This window comes from Mixta sp. Marseille-Q2659, assembly GCF_940807255.1.
Lineage (GTDB): Bacteria > Pseudomonadota > Gammaproteobacteria > Enterobacterales > Enterobacteriaceae > Mixta.
In genome coordinates this window covers 103,836-122,404 of record NZ_CALNWY010000001.1, presented here as the reverse complement: position 1 = coordinate 122,404, position 18,569 = coordinate 103,836, and the positions used below count along the sequence as shown (strand labels likewise).

Here is an 18,569-nt window from a genome sequence, read left to right as displayed (position 1 = left end):
TTTTTAGCGTTTAGCTAACAAAACGCGCGGTTTGTACACGTTATGTATGAAATGTGAGCGTTCAGGATTTTTTTTGCAATTAGCACTTGTCAGGCCGGAAGAACTCCCTATAATGCGCCTCCATCGACACGGCACAACGGCTTACGCCACGCGGTGTTGAGTGGTTCAGCAGTTCTGAATCGCCGGAGAAAAACTTCTGAAAAAGAGGTTGACTCTGAAAGAGGAAAGCGTAATATACGCCACCTCGCGACAACGGCACGAAGCGCCGGTCGCACCGCTCTTTAACAATTTATCAGACAATCTGTGTGGGCACTCACGGACGGGATACGCAAAAAAAATCTTGCAGTATCAAGTCTTGAAGAGTGAACACGTAATTCATTACGACGTTTTTCTTTGAGCATCAGACTTTTAATTGAAGAGTTTGATCATGGCTCAGATTGAACGCTGGCGGCAGGCCTAACACATGCAAGTCGAACGGTAACAGGAAGCAGCTTGCTGCTTCGCTGACGAGTGGCGGACGGGTGAGTAATGTCTGGGGATCTGCCCGATGGAGGGGGATAACCACTGGAAACGGTGGCTAATACCGCATAACGTCGCAAGACCAAAGTGGGGGACCTTCGGGCCTCACACCATCGGATGAACCCAGATGGGATTAGCTAGTAGGTGGGGTAACGGCTCACCTAGGCGACGATCCCTAGCTGGTCTGAGAGGATGACCAGCCACACTGGAACTGAGACACGGTCCAGACTCCTACGGGAGGCAGCAGTGGGGAATATTGCACAATGGGCGCAAGCCTGATGCAGCCATGCCGCGTGTATGAAGAAGGCCTTCGGGTTGTAAAGTACTTTCAGCGGGGAGGAAGGGATGGAGCTTAATACGCTCTGTCATTGACGTTACCCGCAGAAGAAGCACCGGCTAACTCCGTGCCAGCAGCCGCGGTAATACGGAGGGTGCAAGCGTTAATCGGAATTACTGGGCGTAAAGCGCACGCAGGCGGTCTGTCAAGTCGGATGTGAAATCCCCGGGCTCAACCCGGGAACTGCATCCGAAACTGGCAGGCTTGAGTCTCGTAGAGGGGGGTAGAATTCCAGGTGTAGCGGTGAAATGCGTAGAGATCTGGAGGAATACCGGTGGCGAAGGCGGCCCCCTGGACGAAGACTGACGCTCAGGTGCGAAAGCGTGGGGAGCAAACAGGATTAGATACCCTGGTAGTCCACGCCGTAAACGATGTCGACTTGGAGGCTGTGAGCTTGACTCGTGGCTTCCGGAGCTAACGCGTTAAGTCGACCGCCTGGGGAGTACGGCCGCAAGGTTAAAACTCAAATGAATTGACGGGGGCCCGCACAAGCGGTGGAGCATGTGGTTTAATTCGATGCAACGCGAAGAACCTTACCTGGTCTTGACATCCACAGAACTTGCCAGAGATGGCTTGGTGCCTTCGGGAACTGTGAGACAGGTGCTGCATGGCTGTCGTCAGCTCGTGTTGTGAAATGTTGGGTTAAGTCCCGCAACGAGCGCAACCCTTATCCTTTGTTGCCAGCGGTCCGGCCGGGAACTCAAAGGAGACTGCCGGTGATAAACCGGAGGAAGGTGGGGATGACGTCAAGTCATCATGGCCCTTACGACCAGGGCTACACACGTGCTACAATGGCGCATACAAAGAGAAGCGACCTCGCGAGAGCAAGCGGACCTCATAAAGTGCGTCGTAGTCCGGATTGGAGTCTGCAACTCGACTCCATGAAGTCGGAATCGCTAGTAATCGTGGATCAGAATGCCACGGTGAATACGTTCCCGGGCCTTGTACACACCGCCCGTCACACCATGGGAGTGGGTTGCAAAAGAAGTAGGTAGCTTAACCTTCGGGAGGGCGCTTACCACTTTGTGATTCATGACTGGGGTGAAGTCGTAACAAGGTAACCGTAGGGGAACCTGCGGTTGGATCACCTCCTTACCATGCACTATCCCGCCGTGCAGTGTTCACACAGATTGTCTGATAGAAGTATTGAGCAGTAAAACCCCGGCAGGCTTGTAGCTCAGGTGGTTAGAGCGCACCCCTGATAAGGGTGAGGTCGGTGGTTCAAGTCCACTCAGGCCTACCAAATTCTTTCTCATGCTGCGTTACACGCACGGTCGTTTATCACGATAAACGTCCCGCACGTACGCCTTGCCTGAAAAAGAATTACGGTTCTTCGCGGGTTTTACGAACACATCTGGGGCTATAGCTCAGCTGGGAGAGCGCCTGCCTTGCACGCAGGAGGTCAGCGGTTCGATCCCGCTTAGCTCCACCATCAACTTCGGTTGATGAACACTCCAGAGTGCATTTGCGAATGTACTGTGAAGTTTTGCTCTTTAACAATCCGGAAACAAGCTGAAAATTGAAAACGGAACAGCTTTCGTAATGAAACTGTTCACGATTCTCTCAATACTCACGCACGCAAGCGTTGCAAGACGCCTGTGGGTTGTGAGGTTAAGCGAATAAGCGTACACGGTGGATGCCCTGGCAGTCAGAGGCGATGAAGGGCGTGCTAATCTGCGAAAAGCGCCGGTGAGGTGATATGAACCGCTATCAACCGGCGATACCCGAATGGGGAAACCCAGTGCAATCCGTTGCACTATCGTTAACTGAATACATAGGTTAACGAGGCGAACCGGGGGAACTGAAACATCTAAGTACCCCGAGGAAAAGAAATCAACCGAGATTCCCTGAGTAGCGGCGAGCGAACGGGGAACAGCCCAGAGCCTGCATCAGCAGGTGCGTCAGTGGAAGCGTCTGGAAAGGCGCACGGTACAGGGTGACAGTCCCGTACACGAAGACGTACCTGTTGTGAGCTCGATGAGTAGGGCGGGACACGTGGTATCCTGTCTGAATATGGGGGGACCATCCTCCAAGGCTAAATACTCCTGACTGACCGATAGTGAACCAGTACCGTGAGGGAAAGGCGAAAAGAACCCCGGCGAGGGGAGTGAAAAAGAACCTGAAACCGTGTACGTACAAGCAGTGGGAGCCTCTTTATGGGGTGACTGCGTACCTTTTGTATAATGGGTCAGCGACTTATATTCTGTAGCAAGGTTAACCGTATAGGGGAGCCGAAGGGAAACCGAGTCTTAACCGGGCGCTAAGTTGCAGGGTATAGACCCGAAACCCGGTGATCTAGCCATGGGCAGGTTGAAGGTTGGGTAACACTAACTGGAGGACCGAACCGACTAATGTTGAAAAATTAGCGGATGACCTGTGGCTGGGGGTGAAAGGCCAATCAAACCGGGAGATAGCTGGTTCTCCCCGAAAGCTATTTAGGTAGCGCCTCGTGAATTCATCTCCGGGGGTAGAGCACTGTTTCGGCTAGGGGGCCATCCCGGCTTACCAACCCGATGCAAACTGCGAATACCGGAGAATGTTATCACGGGAGACACACGGCGGGTGCTAACGTCCGTCGTGAAGAGGGAAACAACCCAGACCGCCAGCTAAGGTCCCAAAGTCATGGTTAAGTGGGAAACGATGTGGGAAGGCCCAGACAGCCAGGATGTTGGCTTAGAAGCAGCCATCATTTAAAGAAAGCGTAATAGCTCACTGGTCGAGTCGGCCTGCGCGGAAGATGTAACGGGGCTAAACCATGCACCGAAGCTGCGGCAGCAACACTGTGTGTTGTTGGGTAGGGGAGCGTTCTGTAAGCCGTTGAAGGTGTGCTGTGAGGCATGCTGGAGGTATCAGAAGTGCGAATGCTGACATAAGTAACGATAAAGCGGGTGAAAAGCCCGCTCGCCGGAAGACCAAGGGTTCCTGTCCAACGTTAATCGGGGCAGGGTGAGTCGACCCCTAAGGCGAGGCCGAAAGGCGTAGTCGATGGGAAACGGGTTAATATTCCCGTACTCGGTGTTACTGCGAAGGGGGGACGGAGAAGGCTATGTTGGCCGGGCGACGGTTGTCCCGGTTTAAGCGTGTAGGCTGACTTTCCAGGCAAATCCGGAAAGTTAAGGCTGAGGCGTGATGACGAGGCACCACGGTGCTGAAGCAACAAATGCCCTGCTTCCAGGAAAAGCCTCTAAGCTCCAGGTAACAACGAATCGTACCCCAAACCGACACAGGTGGTCAGGTAGAGAATACCAAGGCGCTTGAGAGAACTCGGGTGAAGGAACTAGGCAAAATGGTGCCGTAACTTCGGGAGAAGGCACGCTGGCACGTAGGTGGAGGGACTTGCTCCCCGAGCCGAAGCCAGTCGAAGATACCAGCTGGCTGCAACTGTTTATTAAAAACACAGCACTGTGCAAACACGAAAGTGGACGTATACGGTGTGACGCCTGCCCGGTGCCGGAAGGTTAATTGATGGGGTTATCGCAAGAGAAGCTCCTGATCGAAGCCCCGGTAAACGGCGGCCGTAACTATAACGGTCCTAAGGTAGCGAAATTCCTTGTCGGGTAAGTTCCGACCTGCACGAATGGCGTAATGATGGCCAGGCTGTCTCCACCCGAGACTCAGTGAAATTGAACTCGCTGTGAAGATGCAGTGTACCCGCGGCAAGACGGAAAGACCCCGTGAACCTTTACTACAGCTTGACACTGAACATTGAGCCTTGATGTGCAGGATAGGTGGGAGGCTGAGAAGTGTGGACGCCAGTTCGCACGGAGCCATCCTTGAAATACCACCCTTTAATGTTTGATGTTCTAACCTGGCGCCGTGAACCGGCGTGGGGACAGTGTCTGGTGGGTAGTTTGACTGGGGCGGTCTCCTCCCAAAGCGTAACGGAGGAGTACGAAGGTCAGCTAATCACGGTCGGACATCGTGAGGTTAGTGCAATGGCATAAGCTGGCTTGACTGCGAGAGTGACGGTTCGAGCAGGTGCGAAAGCAGGTCATAGTGATCCGGTGGTTCTGAATGGAAGGGCCATCGCTCAACGGATAAAAGGTACTCCGGGGATAACAGGCTGATACCGCCCAAGAGTTCATATCGACGGCGGTGTTTGGCACCTCGATGTCGGCTCATCACATCCTGGGGCTGAAGTAGGTCCCAAGGGTATGGCTGTTCGCCATTTAAAGTGGTACGCGAGCTGGGTTTAGAACGTCGTGAGACAGTTCGGTCCCTATCTGCCGTGGGCGCTGGAAGACTGAGAGGGGTTGCTCCTAGTACGAGAGGACCGGAGTGAACGCACCGCTGGTGTTCGGGTTGTCATGCCAATGGCACTGCCCGGTAGCTACGTGCGGAAGAGATAAGTGCTGAAAGCATCTAAGCACGAAACTTGCCTCGAGATGAGTCTTCCCTGGGGCCCTGAGCCCCCTGAAGGGACGTTGAAGACGACGACGTTGATAGGCCGGGTGTGTAAGCGCAGCGATGCGTTGAGCTAACCGGTACTAATGACCCGTGAGGCTTAACCTTACAACGCCACAGGCGTTTTGGGACTGAGAGCTTCAGCTTGTTAACGGATATATCCCGCGTGGCCGGAAGGCGGCGGGGGAAAACAGAATTTGCCTGGCGGCGAGAGCGCGGTGGTCCCACCTGACCCCATGCCGAACTCAGAAGTGAAACGCCGCAGCGCCGATGGTAGTGTGGGGTCTCCCCATGCGAGAGTAGGGAACTGCCAGGCATCAAACCAGCGACGGAGCCTCAGCGAAAGCTGAGGCTTTTTCGTGTGCGCCGTCCGGCGCCGGCCCGGCCCGCCGCCGTTTTTTTATCCCGTCACGCCCGCCTCCCTGTCTTGTTCCAGAAGAACGTGCCTGATTTCAGGTTTTACCTTCCTTAATCCATTGAATAATAAAAGCTGTGATTTGCGATGGATCGTTCAGATCTAATAAAGGCACAGAAACGTTAAGCGGACGATTACTGGCCACGGCGATCACATGTGCATCCAGCAAGGTTCCGATCTCTTCCTCACTACGATCGCGACATAAAACAATACGCGGAATCGGCTCATCCTTAAAACCTTCAATCAAAATAAGATCCAGCGAACGTGCATCCATGCGACTTATTAAAAAATTAAAGTCTATTGCATCATTATCAGGTGTTTCAGTCATTAACGCCCAGCGTTGCTGACTGGCGACCAGAACCTGATTGGCGCCAGCTTTACGCAGCTCATAGCTGTCTTTGCCCGGCGTATCCACATCCATATTATGGTGAGTATGCTTGATAAGCCCGGTGCGGATGCCTTGCGCTTTTAAAAGAGGGATAAGCTGCCTGAGCAGCGTTGTTTTTCCGGTTCCGCTCCAGGCGGCGATAGCCAATACGGGCAACATTAAATTTTTCTCTCGTAATGCAGCAGTTCTTCAGGCGTGTTGATATTCACGAATGCCAGCTCGTTATCGTGAAACGGCACCGCAAGACCTCCAATGTGCTGTAAGAAATAGATCACCCTACGCTCGCCGCTCGCCAGATAGCGTGTCAGCTCAGGAACCACTTCACGATGAATTAATGACAGCGCAGGATGATCGCGCTCATGCGAACGTACCCAGACCGCGGGAGCCTGTCGTTTTTGCTGCCAAAGGCGAATGACGTAATCTTCAGGAATAAAAGGCGTATCGCAGGCAGAAAAGGCAATCCAGGGACGGTTAATTTGCTGAAAAGCACTCAACATACCGGCGAGTGGCCCCGGATAATCAGGTAACGTATCGCTGATAATGCGTAAGTGGCTTTGCTGATAACACTCCAGATTACGATTGGCGCTAATGCTGACATCCTGTACCTGCGGAGCCAGCCGCTGCCAGACATGCTGCCATAAGGGTTTGCCCTGTAGCCGCATTTGCGCTTTATCCTGTCCACCCATACGGCTGCTGCGCCCTCCGGCCAGAATAACGCCGGATATTGTTTCACGCTGTTCGCTCACGCGTAAGCCCTCTCTTTTAATGTGGGAATAACCCTGCTAACGTAGCGCTCAGTAAATCATCATGGGCAAACTTATGAAATATCATCGACTGAACGAACTTCTGGAACTGCTACAGCCTGCCTGGCAGGAAGAGCCAGATTTAAATCTGCTGCAATTTTTACAAAAACTGGCTGATGAGTCAGGTTTTGAGGGGCCGCTAAATACCTTAACCGACGATATTCTGATCTATCACCTGAAAATGCGCGGTAAAGATAAAGAAGAAGCGATTCCCGGCCTGAAAAAAGATTACGAAGATGATTTTAAAACGGCGCTGCTGCGCGCGCGCGGCATAATTAAAGATTAATCTTCCCGCCTTCCTGTCGTGCAGACCGATCGGTGTTATTCTTACCCGCTTCTGGCACTGAGCTGAGATGCACGATGGAAAACACCGCCTTTCATTTTCACACCCTCAATCCCGATACCATTGTTGATGCGCTCTGGAATACCGGATTGCGCGTCGATTCTGGTCTGACCGCACTTAACAGCTACGAGAATCGTGTCTACCAGTTCTCCGATGAGGAGAGGCGGCGCTACGTGGTTAAATTCTATCGTCCACAACGCTGGAGCCGCGAGCAGATTAACGAAGAACATCAGTTTGCGCTGGAACTTGAGCAGGATGAAGTGCCGCTTGCGCCGCCGCTAATGCTCAACGGCAGCACATTACATCAGCATGACGGTTTCTGGTTTGCCGTTTTTCCCAGTCTGGGTGGCCGACAATACGAAACAGATAATGAAGATCAGCTGGAGAGCGTAGGGCGGTTTTTGGGGCGCATCCATCAAACCGGTGAACGGAGACTATTCACGGCTCGTCCCACAATTGGGCTGCAGGAATATATCGAAGAGCCTGCGCATGTTTTACAGCAGAGCGATCTGGTGCCGTCGGCGTTAAAAGATACATTAAACGACAGCATTGCTGAGCTGAGTAAAACATTACAGGCGTGCTGGCATACGCGCTGGACGCCGCTGCGTCTGCATGGTGACTGCCATCCTGGTAATATTTTGTGGCGCGACGGCCCTTTGTTTGTGGATTTAGACGATGCCCGAAACGGGCCTGCTGTGCAGGATCTCTGGATGCTGGTCAACGGCGATCGGCAGCAGCAGCGAATTCAGTGGGATATTTTGCTGGAAGCGTATAACGAATACCGTGACTTTGATATTAATGAATTGTCATTAATTGAACCTTTACGCGCTATGCGCATGGTTTATTATCTGGCGTGGATTGTTCGTCGCTGGCAGGATCCTGCCTTTCCGCGTAATTTTCCGTGGATGACGGAAGAAGATTTCTGGCGCAGACAAATTGCGTCTTTCAGAGAGCAAAATACCGTATTACAGCAGCCGCCGCTGCGGTTAATGCCTGAATACTGATGTTTGATTAAGGAGAGAGTCTCAAAATGAAAAAATTATGGCTTGCGCTGGTAGGTCTTGTTTTGGCGTTTAGCGCCTCAGCTGCACAGTTCACCGATGGTCAGCAGTACGTTACGCTGGATAAGTCAGTAGCCGGTAAGCCGCAGGTAATGGAGTTTTTCTCCTTTTTCTGTCCGCACTGTTATCAATTTGAAGAAGTTTATCACGTGGGCGATGCGGTAAAAAAAGCACTGCCAGCGGGCGTTAAGGTTACCAAATACCATGTTGATTTTCTGGGCGGCGATTTAGGCCCGGTCGTAACGCATGCATGGGCAGTCGCGATGGCGCTGGGCGTAGAAGATAAGGTTACGGCGCCGATCTTTGATGGCATTCAGAAAACCCAAACCATTACCGATCCTGCCAGCCTGAAAGAGACTTTTGTGAAGGCAGCAGGCATCAAGCCGGAAGATTATGATGCCGCGTGGAACAGCTTTGCGGTAAAAGCGCTGGTCGCTCAGCAGCAGAAAGCGGCGGCAGATGTTGATCTGCGCGGTGTGCCAGCCATGTTTGTTAACGGCAAATATATGGTTAACAACGGCGGTCTGGATACCAGTTCAATGGATAACTTCGTTCAGCAATATGCCAACGTTGTAAAATTCCTGGTCGAAAAGCAGTAAAAATAGTCTAAAAAATACGCCGGTTAGTCCGGCGTTTTTTTATTCATGCAGTATACTTTTTCGCAACCTGTGCTGAAAAAACAAACAGCGAGAGGGAAGCCGCTTTCCAACCGAATGGATAACGGATCGTTAGCGATAAAAGGATCTCTCATATTTATATCCACATTTGATCTAATTTTACTTTTTCGGTTTTCCGATCTTTTTTATGATCCAAATGATTGATTACTAATAACTAATTTTCAACCTTTATTGTATATTTACGTAAATAACAATACGTTAGCATTTTTGCACACAAAGTTATCCACAGGCGACAAGCCTTCGGCCCGTTCTGATTGCCTGACACCTCGCTAAACTTCCGCCCAGGTTATTTCATATTTGTCCGTATGATGTGGCATCCTTATGCCATACCAACGATCACCCTGGAACGTGAAACTTATGGCTCAAATCGCAGAAAACCCTTTGATTCTGGTAGATGGATCTTCCTACCTTTATCGCGCTTATCATGCTTTTCCGCCGCTGACCAACAGTGCCGGAGAGCCGACCGGAGCGATGTATGGCGTACTGAATATGCTGCGCAGCCTGCTGCTGCAATACAAACCCAGCCATGTTGCAGTGGTTTTCGATGCGAAGGGCAAAACGTTCCGTGACGAATTATTTGAGCATTACAAATCTCATCGGCCGCCGATGCCGGACGATCTCCGGGCACAGATTGAACCTTTGCATAATATGGTTCGCGCCATGGGCTTGCCGTTATTAGCCGTTTCGGGCGTTGAGGCTGATGATGTGATCGGCACGCTGGCTTTGCAGGCTGAACAGCAGGGCCGTGCCGTGTTAATCAGCACCGGCGATAAAGATATGGCGCAGCTGGTTACGCCAAATATCACGCTCATTAATACCATGAATAACGCCATTCTTGGGCCGGATGAGGTGAAGGATAAATTTGGCGTGCCGCCGGAACTGATTATTGATTTTCTGGCGTTGATGGGCGACTCCTCCGATAACATACCTGGCGTGCCGGGCGTGGGCGAGAAAACCGCGCAGGCTTTGTTACAGGGCTTAGGCGGCATTAGCACGCTTTATGACAACCTGGAAAAGGTTGCGGATCTGAGCTTCCGTGGCGCGAAAACCATGGCAGCTAAGCTGGAACAGAATAAAGAGGTCGCGCTGCTTTCCTACCAGCTGGCCACCATCAAAACGGACGTCGAGCTGGATGTTACCTGTGAACAGTTAACGGTCAGCGAGCCGGATGCGGAAACGCTGCTTGGCCTGTTCCGTCATTACGAGTTCCGTCGCTGGATTAGCGATCTGCAAGAAGGCAAATGGTTGCAGGCCCGCAAACCCAACGCCGGCGGACAGAAAGCGCTGACGGAAGAAGCTGCGCCGCAGCCGGAAAGCGTGAGCGTACTTTCCTCGGACGGCTACGTCACCATTCTTGATGAAGAAACCTTTGATAGCTGGCTGAATAAGCTTAAACAGAGTTCACTGTTCGCCTTCGATCTGGAAACCGATTCGCTGGATACCTTAACGGCGAATATTATCGGCCTGTCATTTGCCGTCGCGCCGGGCGAAGCGGCTTATCTGCCGGTTGCGCATGATTATCTGGATGCGCCCGATCAACTGGATCGTAACGCGGTGCTGGCGCGTCTCAAACCATTGCTGGAAGATGCCGATCTTTTCAAGGTTGGGCAGAATCTCAAGTTCGATCGCAGCGTGCTGAAAAATTATGATATTGAACTGAGCGGCATTAAGTTTGATACCATGCTGGAATCCTACATGCTGAACAGCGTGGTAGGTAAACACGATATGGACAGTCTGGCCGCTCGCTGGCTCAACCATAAAACCGTGACCTTTACCGAAATTGCCGGTAAGGGCAAAAACCAGCTGACCTTTAACCAAATTGCCCTGGAACAGGCGGCGCATTATGCAGCAGAGGATGCGGACGTCACGCTGCAGCTGCATTTAAAAATGTGGCCAGAACTTGAAAAAGAGGCGGGGCCTAAGCGCGTTTTTGAAGAGATCGAAATGCCGTTGCTGACGGTCATTTCCCGCATCGAGCGCAACGGCGTGTTGATCGATCAACATATTCTGGCAAAGCATTCTCAAGAGCTGACGACACGTTTGAAAGAGCTGGAGGAGAAAGCACACGAGCTGGCGGGCGAACCGTTTAACCTCTCTTCAACCAAGCAGCTGCAAACCATTCTGTTTGAAAAGCAGGGCATCAAGCCAACGAAAAAAACGCCGGGCGGCGCGCCATCTACCAGTGAAGAAGTGCTGGCCGAGCTGGCGCTGGATTATCCGCTGCCGAAAGTTATCCTGGAACATCGCGGTCTGTCCAAGCTGAAATCAACCTATACCGATAAGCTGCCGCAGATGATTAATCCGCGTACCGGCCGGGTGCATACGTCCTATCAACAGGCGGTGACCGCGACAGGACGTCTTTCTTCTACCGATCCAAACCTGCAAAACATTCCGGTGCGCAATGATGAAGGCCGACGTATTCGCCAGGCATTTATCGCGCCGGAGGGCTGTCGTATTGTCGCTGCCGACTATTCCCAGATTGAGCTGCGAATCATGGCGCATCTTTCACAGGATAAAGGGTTGCTCGATGCCTTTGCCGAAGGCCAGGATATTCACCGGGTTACGGCTGCCGAAGTATTTGGCGTAAGCGTTGATAAAGTTACCAGTGAACAACGGCGTAGCGCGAAGGCGATCAACTTCGGTTTGATCTATGGCATGAGCGCCTTTGGTTTATCTCGTCAGTTGAATATCGGTGCCGGCGAAGCGAAAGTGTATATGGATCGCTACTTTGAGCGCTATCCGGGCGTGCTGAAATATATGGAGAACACGCGCCAGCAGGCTTCAAAACAGGGTTATGTTTCTACGCTGGACGGACGTCGTCTGTGGCTGCCTGACATTAAGTCGGCCAATGCAATCCGTCGCAAAGCGGCCGAGCGCGCGGCAATTAACGCGCCGATGCAGGGAACGGCTGCGGACATTATCAAGCGGGCAATGATCGATGTTGACGCCTGGCTGCAGGAGCCCGATGCGCCGCAGGTCACCATGATTATGCAGGTTCACGATGAACTGGTTTTTGAAATTAAAGAGCAGGATGTGGAAAAGGCCAGCGCGAAAATCCGTCAGTTAATGGAAAACAGCATGAAGCTGGATGTACCACTGCGGGTAGACATTGGCGTCGGTGATAACTGGGATCAGGCACACTGATGGTAAACGGCGTGGCGGGCTGCAGGTTACTGAAGCTGGCACGCCAGATTTAAAAGCTCAAACGTCGTAAAGCTAAGGTTCTGGCGCTCAAACATTTTTTTGGTAATTAAGCTACAGCGATTCGCTGGTTATGTGACGGCTGTTAAGAAAAAACTGCTGTTTTATGAAAATTAACTACAAAAAATTCTTTGTCGGTCAGAAAAAATCAGGTAAAGTTTACGACGTAGGGTACAGAGGTAAGATGTTCTATCTTTCAGACCTTTTACTTCACGTAATCGGATTTGGCTGAATATTAGCCGCCCCAGTCATTTTGTGACTGGGGCGTTTTTTATTGGGCGCCGCACAAAAAAGGATGCTTAACGCATCCTTTTTTGGCTATTTGCCATCGTCTTCAGACGGCGCTTCATGAAGGGCGCTGAACCAGCTATCCAGCTTCAATCGTAGTTTATCGACGCCTATTTTTTTCAGTGAAGAGAACACTTCCACCTGTATATCGCCCATAAAGGCCAAAGAGGCTTCTCGCACCATATTCAGCTGACTTTTACGCGCGCCCGATGCTAGTTTGTCCGCTTTGGTCAGCAGCAGCAGCACCGGAATTTGACTCTGAACCGCCCATTCAATCATCTGTTGATCGAGATCTTTTAGCGGATGGCGAATATCCATCAGCACTACCAGCCCTTTCAGGCATTCACGCTTTTGCAGATATTCACCCAGCGCCCGCTGCCATTTCAGCTTCATCTCTTCCGGGACTTCAGCGTAACCATAGCCGGGTAAATCGACCAGCCGCACGCCTTCTGCCACCTGAAACAGGTTAATCAGCTGTGTCCGGCCCGGCGTTTTACTGGTACGCGCAAGACTTTTCTGGTTAGTCAGCGTATTCAGGGCGCTGGATTTACCCGCATTAGAGCGGCCTGCAAACGCCACTTCAATACCTGTGTCAGCCGGAAGGTGACGAATATCGGGGGCGCTGGTAACAAAATGGGTAACGTGATAATTCCAGCCAGACAAAATAGGAACTCCTGGAGAGTGCATTGAGTTGAATGGCGTGATTATACCCTTAAAGCGCGTAAAGCGCTGCCTGGTCAGGTTGCCTGATAAATTTGTAAGATATTTGCCATAATTATTGCCAGTTATTGACGCTTTTTGGCGCTTAATTCATTAAAAATATATTTATATTCAATAATTTGATTTGAAACCAGCAAAAAACTGGCTAAGAAAATCTTTAGGTACCTTGTTACTTTCCCCTATTCGTCTAAAGTATTTCACAGAGTTTGGATGACTCACTTCAGGATGAAGCGCTCAGGGAGCAGTCAGGAAAACGCAGAGCTGGGAAAAGGAACGGGTGCATCGGAATGCGCCATCAAGGAAAGGGAAACGCTCAGGACGAGAGCGAAAAGCACAGGGAAAAACCGGGACGTTGACTGCATCACGGATGTAAAAGGAAGGTTGTCCTTCTACGGAAGGTACGAAAAAAGGCGACAGGGTGACCTGCCGCCTTTTTTCTTTGCGCGCTTTCTGCTAGATTCCGCCGCAATTCTATACTAAAGAAAACTCCCCGGATAAAGAGATCATGAAACCTGCTCGTAAGCCACAAACCAGCGCTGCGCCAAAAGCGAAACGCAAATCGCACGAAGATAAAAATCAGGAAGCGCGCGATCGTAAACGCGATAAAAAGCGCCGCGGCCACGCAGCAGGTAGCCGCGCCAATCCCGTCGCTCCCCAAGCCGCCAAAAACGGCGCGGCAAAAGAAAAAGATCCGCGTATCGGCAGTAAAAAGCCGGTGCCGTTATTAAAAGAGGGTGTTACGGTTGCGAAACCGATCAAAAAAGCGCCGGTTGAGCAAAAGCCGCTGATGAGTCCAGAAGAAGAGCTGGCGATGCTGGAAAATGACGAGCGCCTGGATAATCTGCTCGATCGTCTGGAAAATGGCGAGATGCTGTCGGCAGACGATCAGGCCTGGCTCGATCAGACGCTGGATCGTATTGATGTGCTGATGGAGCAGTTGGGCATCGGTCTGGATGATGAAGAAGAAGACGAAGCCGATGTGGATATGTATCGTCTGCTAAAAGGCGAACAGTAAGCCCGATTGCGTAAATTGACGGGAACTGACGCAGACTGGTATCCCGTCATTCAGGTATTCGATTATGTTTTGGCCTGGATCAATTGTCGCCATTTTATTAGCGTGTTATCTGTTTTGGCTGTTTGTTAAACTACGCCGCCTGACGCAGCTGAAATCCCGGCTGCGCCGTGCTACCGCTAACCGGCAGCGCCAGGCCTCCCTGCCATTGACGCGGCCCGTAAGGCGTCGTAAATGGAAGGAGTGAACATGTCAATGCCGTTAACCGAGTGGGATCAGGCCCTGATCGAAAAGTATAACTATGCCGGGCCACGTTATACCTCTTATCCCACCGCGCTGGAGTTTTCTGAAGGCTGGAGCGAGGCCGCATTTCAGCAGGCGGCGCAGCGCTATCCCAATCGACCGCTCTCTCTTTATATCCATATTCCTTTCTGTCATCGGCTTTGCTATTTCTGCGGCTGTAACAAACAGGTAACGCGCCAGCTGCATAAGGGCGATCGCTATTTGGATGTGCTGGAGCAAGAAATCCGCCGGCGCGCCCCGCTGTTCAGCAACAGAACCGTTACCCAAATGCACTGGGGCGGCGGAACGCCAACCTGGTTAAGCAAGGCGCAGCTGAGCCGCTTAATGGCAGTGCTGCGTGAATGTTTTCACTTCAATAACGAAATGGAAATTTCTATTGAGGTGGACCCGCGCGAGATAGAGCTGGATGTCCTCGATCATCTGCGTTCGCTGGGCTTTAACCGCCTGAGCATGGGCGTACAGGATTTTAATAAGGTGGTTCAGGAGCGCGTAAATCGCGTGCAGGATGAAGCCTTTATTTTTGCGTTAATCGAGCGCGCCCGCCAGCTGGGCTTTACCTCCAGCAATATCGATCTTATTTACGGCCTGCCGATGCAAACGCCGGAAAGCTTTGCCTATACGCTGCAAAAAGTCGCGATGTTAAAACCCGATCGCCTGAGCGTTTTTAACTATGCGCACTTGCCAACGCTTTTTGCTGCTCAGCGCAAAATTAAAGATGAAGAACTGCCGAGTCCACAGCAAAAACTGATTATTCTGCAGCAGACTATCGCGACGTTAACCGCGCAGGGTTATCACTACATTGGAATGGATCATTTTGCCCGACCGGATGATGAGCTGGCTATCGCACAGCGTGCCGGAAAACTGCACCGCAATTTCCAGGGTTACACGACGCAGGGCGATACCGATTTACTGGGGATGGGCGTCTCGGCGATCAGCATGCTGGGCGACTGTTACGCCCAAAACCAAAAAGAGCTGAAAGCGTACTATGCCAGCGTTGAACAGCAGGGGAATGCGTTATGGCGTGGTCTGACATTAACGCAGGATGACTGCTTGCGCCGCGATGTGATCAAATCGCTTATCTGCAACTTTTCTCTTTCCTTCGATGCCATTGAAGCCGCAAACGGCGTGAAATTTACCGATTACTTTGCCGAGGATTTGGCGTTGCTGGCACCGCTGGCCGCCGATGGGCTGGTGGAGATCAATAAGGAAGGGTTGCAGGTAACAGCAAAAGGACGGCTGCTGATCCGTAACATCTGTATGTGCTTTGATGTTTATATGCGACAAAAGGCGCGTCAGCAGCAGTTTTCCCGCGTGATTTAACAGCTAAAGCCGCGAACCTTCGCTTTTCTGTAAAAACGCGTGGCACAGTAAAAAGGCCGGTATAAACCGGCCTTTTTGCTAACTAAAAAAGTTGATCATTACGGCGCATAACACCGCCGCCAGCGCGGTTTGTGGTGAATGGCCGATGGCTGCACTGCTTGCAGCGCTCAACGATACCAACAGCGATTCGAGCATGATAACCCTCCGGATGACCGCCCAAAATGATACTGAACGGCTCCAGAGTGTAAAGAGTGAAACGCAAAAAAATGGGTGAAAATTAATCTTTTTTGCGCTTATTCCATGCCTAACTCTTTAAGTTTTCGCGTCAGGGTATTGCGTCCCCAGCCCAGTAAACGGGCTGCTTCCTGCTTGTGTCCTTGTGTATGCCGCAGCGCGGTGGTGAGCAGCGTACGTTCCATCTCTGGCTGCGCTTCAGAAAGCAGGTTTTGATGACCGGAACGCAGCGCGCGATCCGCCCACTGCGCCAGCAGCGTAGCCCAGCTGTCCGGCAGTGACTGGATGGTGGAATCGCTGGTACTGCTTTCAAACAGCTCAGGCGGCAAGTCCTGAATCAGTACTTCCTGACCGGCAGCCATCACCGTCAGCCAGCGGCAGGTGTTCTCCAGCTGGCGTACGTTACCTGACCAGTGCAGGCGCGTTAGCGCCGCCTCGGTTTCTGGATGCAGGATTTTTGCCTCTACGCCCAGCTCACGTGCGGCAACCTGCAAGAAATAACGCGCCAGACGAGGAATATCTTCACGACGCTCACGCAGCGGCGGCAAATGTACGCGAATCACGTTCAGTCGGTGAAACAGGTCTTCCCTGAATTTCCCCTCCTGCACGCGCAGCTCCAGGTTCTGGTGCGTCGCTGCGATAATACGCACGTCCACCTTCACCGGCGCGTAGCCGCCGACGCGATAAAACTGCCCGTCAGCCAGCACGCGCAGCAGGCGTGTTTGAACATCCAGCGGCATATCGCCAATTTCATCCAGAAATAATGTGCCGCCGTCCGCCTGTTCAAAACGGCCCTGACGGATCTGGTTGGCGCCGGTAAAGGCGCCTTTTTCATGACCAAACAGCTCCGACTCAATCAGGTCTTTGGGGATGGCGGCCATATTGAGAGCGATAAAGGGCGCCTTGGCGCGCGGGCTGTGACGATGCAGCGCGTGGGCCACCAGCTCTTTACCGGTGCCGGATTCGCCGTTAATCAGCACGCTAATTGACGAGCGTGAAAGGCGGCCAATGATACGAAACACATCCTGCATCGCTGGCGCTTCGCCAATAATATCGGTGGTTGGGCCGCTGACCGGCTGATTGCGCGGTTGCTGCTGCTCCTGATAATGGCTGATCGCGCGTTCAACCAGCGCGACCGCCTCATCAATATCAAACGGCTTGGGCAGATAATCAAAAGCGCCTTGCTGATAGGCGCTGACTGCGGCATCAAGGTCGGAATGCGCGGTCATTATGATGACCGGCAGCATTGGATGGCGCTGTTTAATCTGTTTAAGTAATGCCAGACCATCCATGCCGGGCATACGAATATCTGAAAGTAAAACGTCTGGGGTTTTGCTTGCGAGCGCATCCAGCACATCATTGCCACTGTCAAAGGTGGCACAGCTTAAACCGGCCCCAGTAAGTGCGCGTTCAAGCACCCAGCGGATGGAGCTATCGTCATCGACGATCCAAACTATCCCTCGTTGCATAGAAACCTCACTGGCGAATAGGCAGGTAAATCGAAAATTCGGTATGGCCAGGCCAACTGCTAAATTCTATTTTCCCGGAGTGTTGATCGATCAGACTGCGTGCGATAGATAGGCCCAGGCCGGTGCCGCCTTCTCTGCCGCTAACCATCGGATAAAACAACGTATCCTGGAGCTGCGTAGGTATGCCTGGTCCGTCATCTTCCACATCGATACGCGCGACCAGACGATAACGCGTGCCGTGTAACGTCAGTTGAAAAGCGGTACGGGTGCGCAGCGTAATCGTGCCGCCTTCAGCACCCAGTGCCTGCAGTGCGTTGCGTACAATATTTAGCAGCACCTGCTCTATCTGATCGGGATCGTGCGGCAGTTCAGGCAGACTGGGATCGTAATCGCGCACCAGCGAAATATTTTCCGGTAGCTCCATGTTGACCAAATTCACCACGCGCTCCGCCACCTGATGAATACTCTGCGTAACGTGCATACCGGGCTGCTGCGGCCCTAGCAGACGATCGACCAGATTACGCAGGCGGTCAGCCTGTTCAATAATGACTTTGGTATATTCCGTTAATGCGGGATCGGGCAGCGCTTTTGCTAACAGCTGAGCCGCACCGCGCAGGCCGCCCAATGGATTTTTAATCTCATGCGCCAGGCCGCGCACCAGATCGCGGGCTGCAACCTGTTGAGCATGCTGTATTTGCTCTTGACTAAGGCGACGCTGATTATCCATCGGCGCCATTTCCAGCAGGATCAGGCCGTCCGGCAGCCGCTGCGCCGTAAGCGACATAATATGTGCGCGACCATCGACTACCAGCGTAACTTCGCTATCGGTGAAGCCCTGACCGGCGGTCAGGCTTTCCTGCATGACGTTGATGTTAAGAGAAAAATAGCCCATCAGCTCCGGCAGCGGCGTACCAAAAAGCTTACGGGAACTTTGCGCTAACAGCTGCTGCGCTGCGGGATTGGCATAATGAATAACCAGGTCGTTATCAACCAGCAGAATACTGTTAATCAGGGAATTGAGAATCTGCCCAGCATCGGGCAGCAGGCCAGTTGCCATACAGCGTTCTCCTGCACC

General features: G+C 52.1%; 12 protein-coding genes, 2 tRNA genes and 3 rRNA genes. 11 read left to right on the top strand and 6 right to left on the bottom strand.

Annotated elements, in window-relative coordinates; all coding sequences use genetic code 11:
* Positions 1 to 409: 409 nt before the first annotated feature.
* The 5 genes from P3C52_RS00575 to rrf all read left to right on the top strand — a co-directional run bounded on the left by P3C52_RS00575 (position 410) and on the right by rrf (position 5,576).
* Positions 410 to 1,951: ribosomal RNA gene (locus tag P3C52_RS00575) — 16S ribosomal RNA — on the top strand.
* A 71-nt stretch (positions 1,952 to 2,022) separates the two neighbouring features.
* Positions 2,023 to 2,099: transfer RNA gene (locus P3C52_RS00570), tRNA-Ile, on the top strand.
* A gap of 113 nt (positions 2,100 to 2,212) precedes the next feature.
* Positions 2,213 to 2,288, top strand: a tRNA-Ala gene (locus P3C52_RS00565).
* Positions 2,289 to 2,465: 177 nt separating this feature from the next.
* A 23S ribosomal RNA gene (locus tag P3C52_RS00560) occupies positions 2,466 to 5,368 on the top strand.
* Positions 5,369 to 5,460: 92 nt separating this feature from the next.
* Positions 5,461 to 5,576 (top strand): 5S ribosomal RNA (gene rrf / locus P3C52_RS00555).
* Together the 16S, 23S and 5S rRNA genes with 2 tRNA genes alongside form the textbook arrangement of a ribosomal RNA operon.
* Before the next feature lie 136 nt (positions 5,577 to 5,712).
* Here the strand turns inward: rrf and mobB are convergent.
* Together mobB and mobA are read right to left on the bottom strand one after the other, a co-directional pair.
* Positions 5,713 to 6,222 carry a molybdopterin-guanine dinucleotide biosynthesis protein MobB gene (gene mobB / locus P3C52_RS00550; protein WP_275553300.1) on the bottom strand — a complete coding sequence of 170 codons (510 nt, stop codon included), beginning with the start codon at positions 6,220 to 6,222 and terminating at the stop codon, positions 5,713 to 5,715.
* The gene (gene mobA, locus P3C52_RS00545; protein ID WP_275553299.1) at positions 6,222 to 6,809 is read right to left on the bottom strand and encodes a molybdenum cofactor guanylyltransferase MobA; all 588 of its coding nucleotides are present in this window, start codon (positions 6,807 to 6,809) and stop codon (positions 6,222 to 6,224) included. The genes mobB and mobA overlap by 1 nt, the downstream gene beginning before the upstream one ends.
* Positions 6,810 to 6,882: 73 nt before the next feature.
* Here mobA and P3C52_RS00540 point away from each other — a divergent pair, with 73 nt between their 5' ends.
* The 4 genes from P3C52_RS00540 to polA all read left to right on the top strand — a co-directional run bounded on the left by P3C52_RS00540 (position 6,883) and on the right by polA (position 12,091).
* Positions 6,883 to 7,152 carry a YihD family protein gene (locus P3C52_RS00540; RefSeq protein ID WP_275553298.1) on the top strand — a complete coding sequence of 90 codons (270 nt, stop codon included), beginning with the start codon at positions 6,883 to 6,885 and terminating at the stop codon, positions 7,150 to 7,152.
* Positions 7,153 to 7,226: 74 nt separating this feature from the next.
* Positions 7,227 to 8,213 (top strand): serine/threonine protein kinase, encoded by a 987-nt coding sequence (locus tag P3C52_RS00535; RefSeq protein WP_275553297.1) that lies wholly within the window; start codon positions 7,227 to 7,229, stop codon positions 8,211 to 8,213.
* A 26-nt stretch (positions 8,214 to 8,239) separates the two neighbouring features.
* Positions 8,240 to 8,869, top strand: coding sequence for a thiol:disulfide interchange protein DsbA (gene dsbA / locus P3C52_RS00530; RefSeq protein ID WP_275553296.1), 630 nt, complete (start codon positions 8,240 to 8,242; stop codon positions 8,867 to 8,869).
* Positions 8,870 to 9,304: 435 nt separating this feature from the next.
* The gene (gene polA, locus P3C52_RS00525; RefSeq protein ID WP_275553295.1) at positions 9,305 to 12,091 is read left to right on the top strand and encodes a DNA polymerase I; all 2,787 of its coding nucleotides are present in this window, start codon (positions 9,305 to 9,307) and stop codon (positions 12,089 to 12,091) included.
* 375 nt (positions 12,092 to 12,466) lie between these two features.
* On the opposite strand, the gene yihA is transcribed toward polA, so the two are convergent.
* A complete protein-coding gene (yihA, locus tag P3C52_RS00520) occupies positions 12,467 to 13,099 on the bottom strand; it encodes a ribosome biogenesis GTP-binding protein YihA/YsxC (protein ID WP_343251999.1) in 633 nt (210 codons plus the stop codon).
* 562 nt (positions 13,100 to 13,661) lie between these two features.
* On the opposite strand from yihA, the gene yihI reads away from it, so the two are divergent.
* Both yihI and hemN read left to right on the top strand, forming a co-directional pair.
* The gene (yihI, locus tag P3C52_RS00515) at positions 13,662 to 14,171 is read left to right on the top strand and encodes a Der GTPase-activating protein YihI (RefSeq protein ID WP_275553293.1); all 510 of its coding nucleotides are present in this window, start codon (positions 13,662 to 13,664) and stop codon (positions 14,169 to 14,171) included.
* Positions 14,172 to 14,417: 246 nt separating this feature from the next.
* On the top strand, positions 14,418 to 15,791 hold the full coding sequence (gene hemN, locus P3C52_RS00510; RefSeq protein ID WP_275553292.1) for an oxygen-independent coproporphyrinogen III oxidase: 1,374 nt from the start codon (positions 14,418 to 14,420) through the stop codon (positions 15,789 to 15,791).
* 78 nt (positions 15,792 to 15,869) lie between these two features.
* Here hemN and P3C52_RS00505 read toward each other — a convergent pair whose 3' ends face one another.
* From P3C52_RS00505 to glnL, 3 genes are all read right to left on the bottom strand, one after another.
* Entirely contained in the window at positions 15,870 to 15,986 is a 117-nt protein-coding gene (locus P3C52_RS00505; protein WP_275553291.1) for a YshB family small membrane protein, read from the bottom strand.
* A gap of 98 nt (positions 15,987 to 16,084) precedes the next feature.
* Positions 16,085 to 17,494, bottom strand: coding sequence for a nitrogen regulation protein NR(I) (gene glnG / locus P3C52_RS00500; protein ID WP_275553290.1), 1,410 nt, complete (start codon positions 17,492 to 17,494; stop codon positions 16,085 to 16,087).
* A 7-nt stretch (positions 17,495 to 17,501) separates the two neighbouring features.
* Complete coding sequence (gene glnL / locus P3C52_RS00495; RefSeq protein WP_275553289.1) at positions 17,502 to 18,551, bottom strand: nitrogen regulation protein NR(II); 1,050 nt, start codon at positions 18,549 to 18,551, stop codon at positions 17,502 to 17,504.
* Positions 18,552 to 18,569: the final 18 nt, after the last annotated feature.

Bases quoted from the DNA above. Each gene is read 5' to 3' on its own strand.
- mobB (WP_275553300.1), bottom strand. From the start codon at position 6,222: ATGTTGCCCGTATTGGCTATCGCCGCCTGGAGCGGAACCGGAAAAACA.
- P3C52_RS00540 (WP_275553298.1), top strand. From the start codon at position 6,883: ATGAAATATCATCGACTGAACGAACTTCTGGAACTGCTACAGCCTGCC.
- P3C52_RS00535 (WP_275553297.1), top strand. From the start codon at position 7,227: ATGGAAAACACCGCCTTTCATTTTCACACCCTCAATCCCGATACCATT.
- dsbA (WP_275553296.1), top strand. From the start codon at position 8,240: ATGAAAAAATTATGGCTTGCGCTGGTAGGTCTTGTTTTGGCGTTTAGC.
- polA (WP_275553295.1), top strand. From the start codon at position 9,305: ATGGCTCAAATCGCAGAAAACCCTTTGATTCTGGTAGATGGATCTTCC.
- yihI (WP_275553293.1), top strand. From the start codon at position 13,662: ATGAAACCTGCTCGTAAGCCACAAACCAGCGCTGCGCCAAAAGCGAAA.
- hemN (WP_275553292.1), top strand. From the start codon at position 14,418: ATGTCAATGCCGTTAACCGAGTGGGATCAGGCCCTGATCGAAAAGTAT.
- P3C52_RS00505 (WP_275553291.1), bottom strand. From the start codon at position 15,986: ATGCTCGAATCGCTGTTGGTATCGTTGAGCGCTGCAAGCAGTGCAGCC.
- glnG (WP_275553290.1), bottom strand. From the start codon at position 17,494: ATGCAACGAGGGATAGTTTGGATCGTCGATGACGATAGCTCCATCCGC.
- glnL (WP_275553289.1), bottom strand. From the start codon at position 18,551: ATGGCAACTGGCCTGCTGCCCGATGCTGGGCAGATTCTCAATTCCCTG.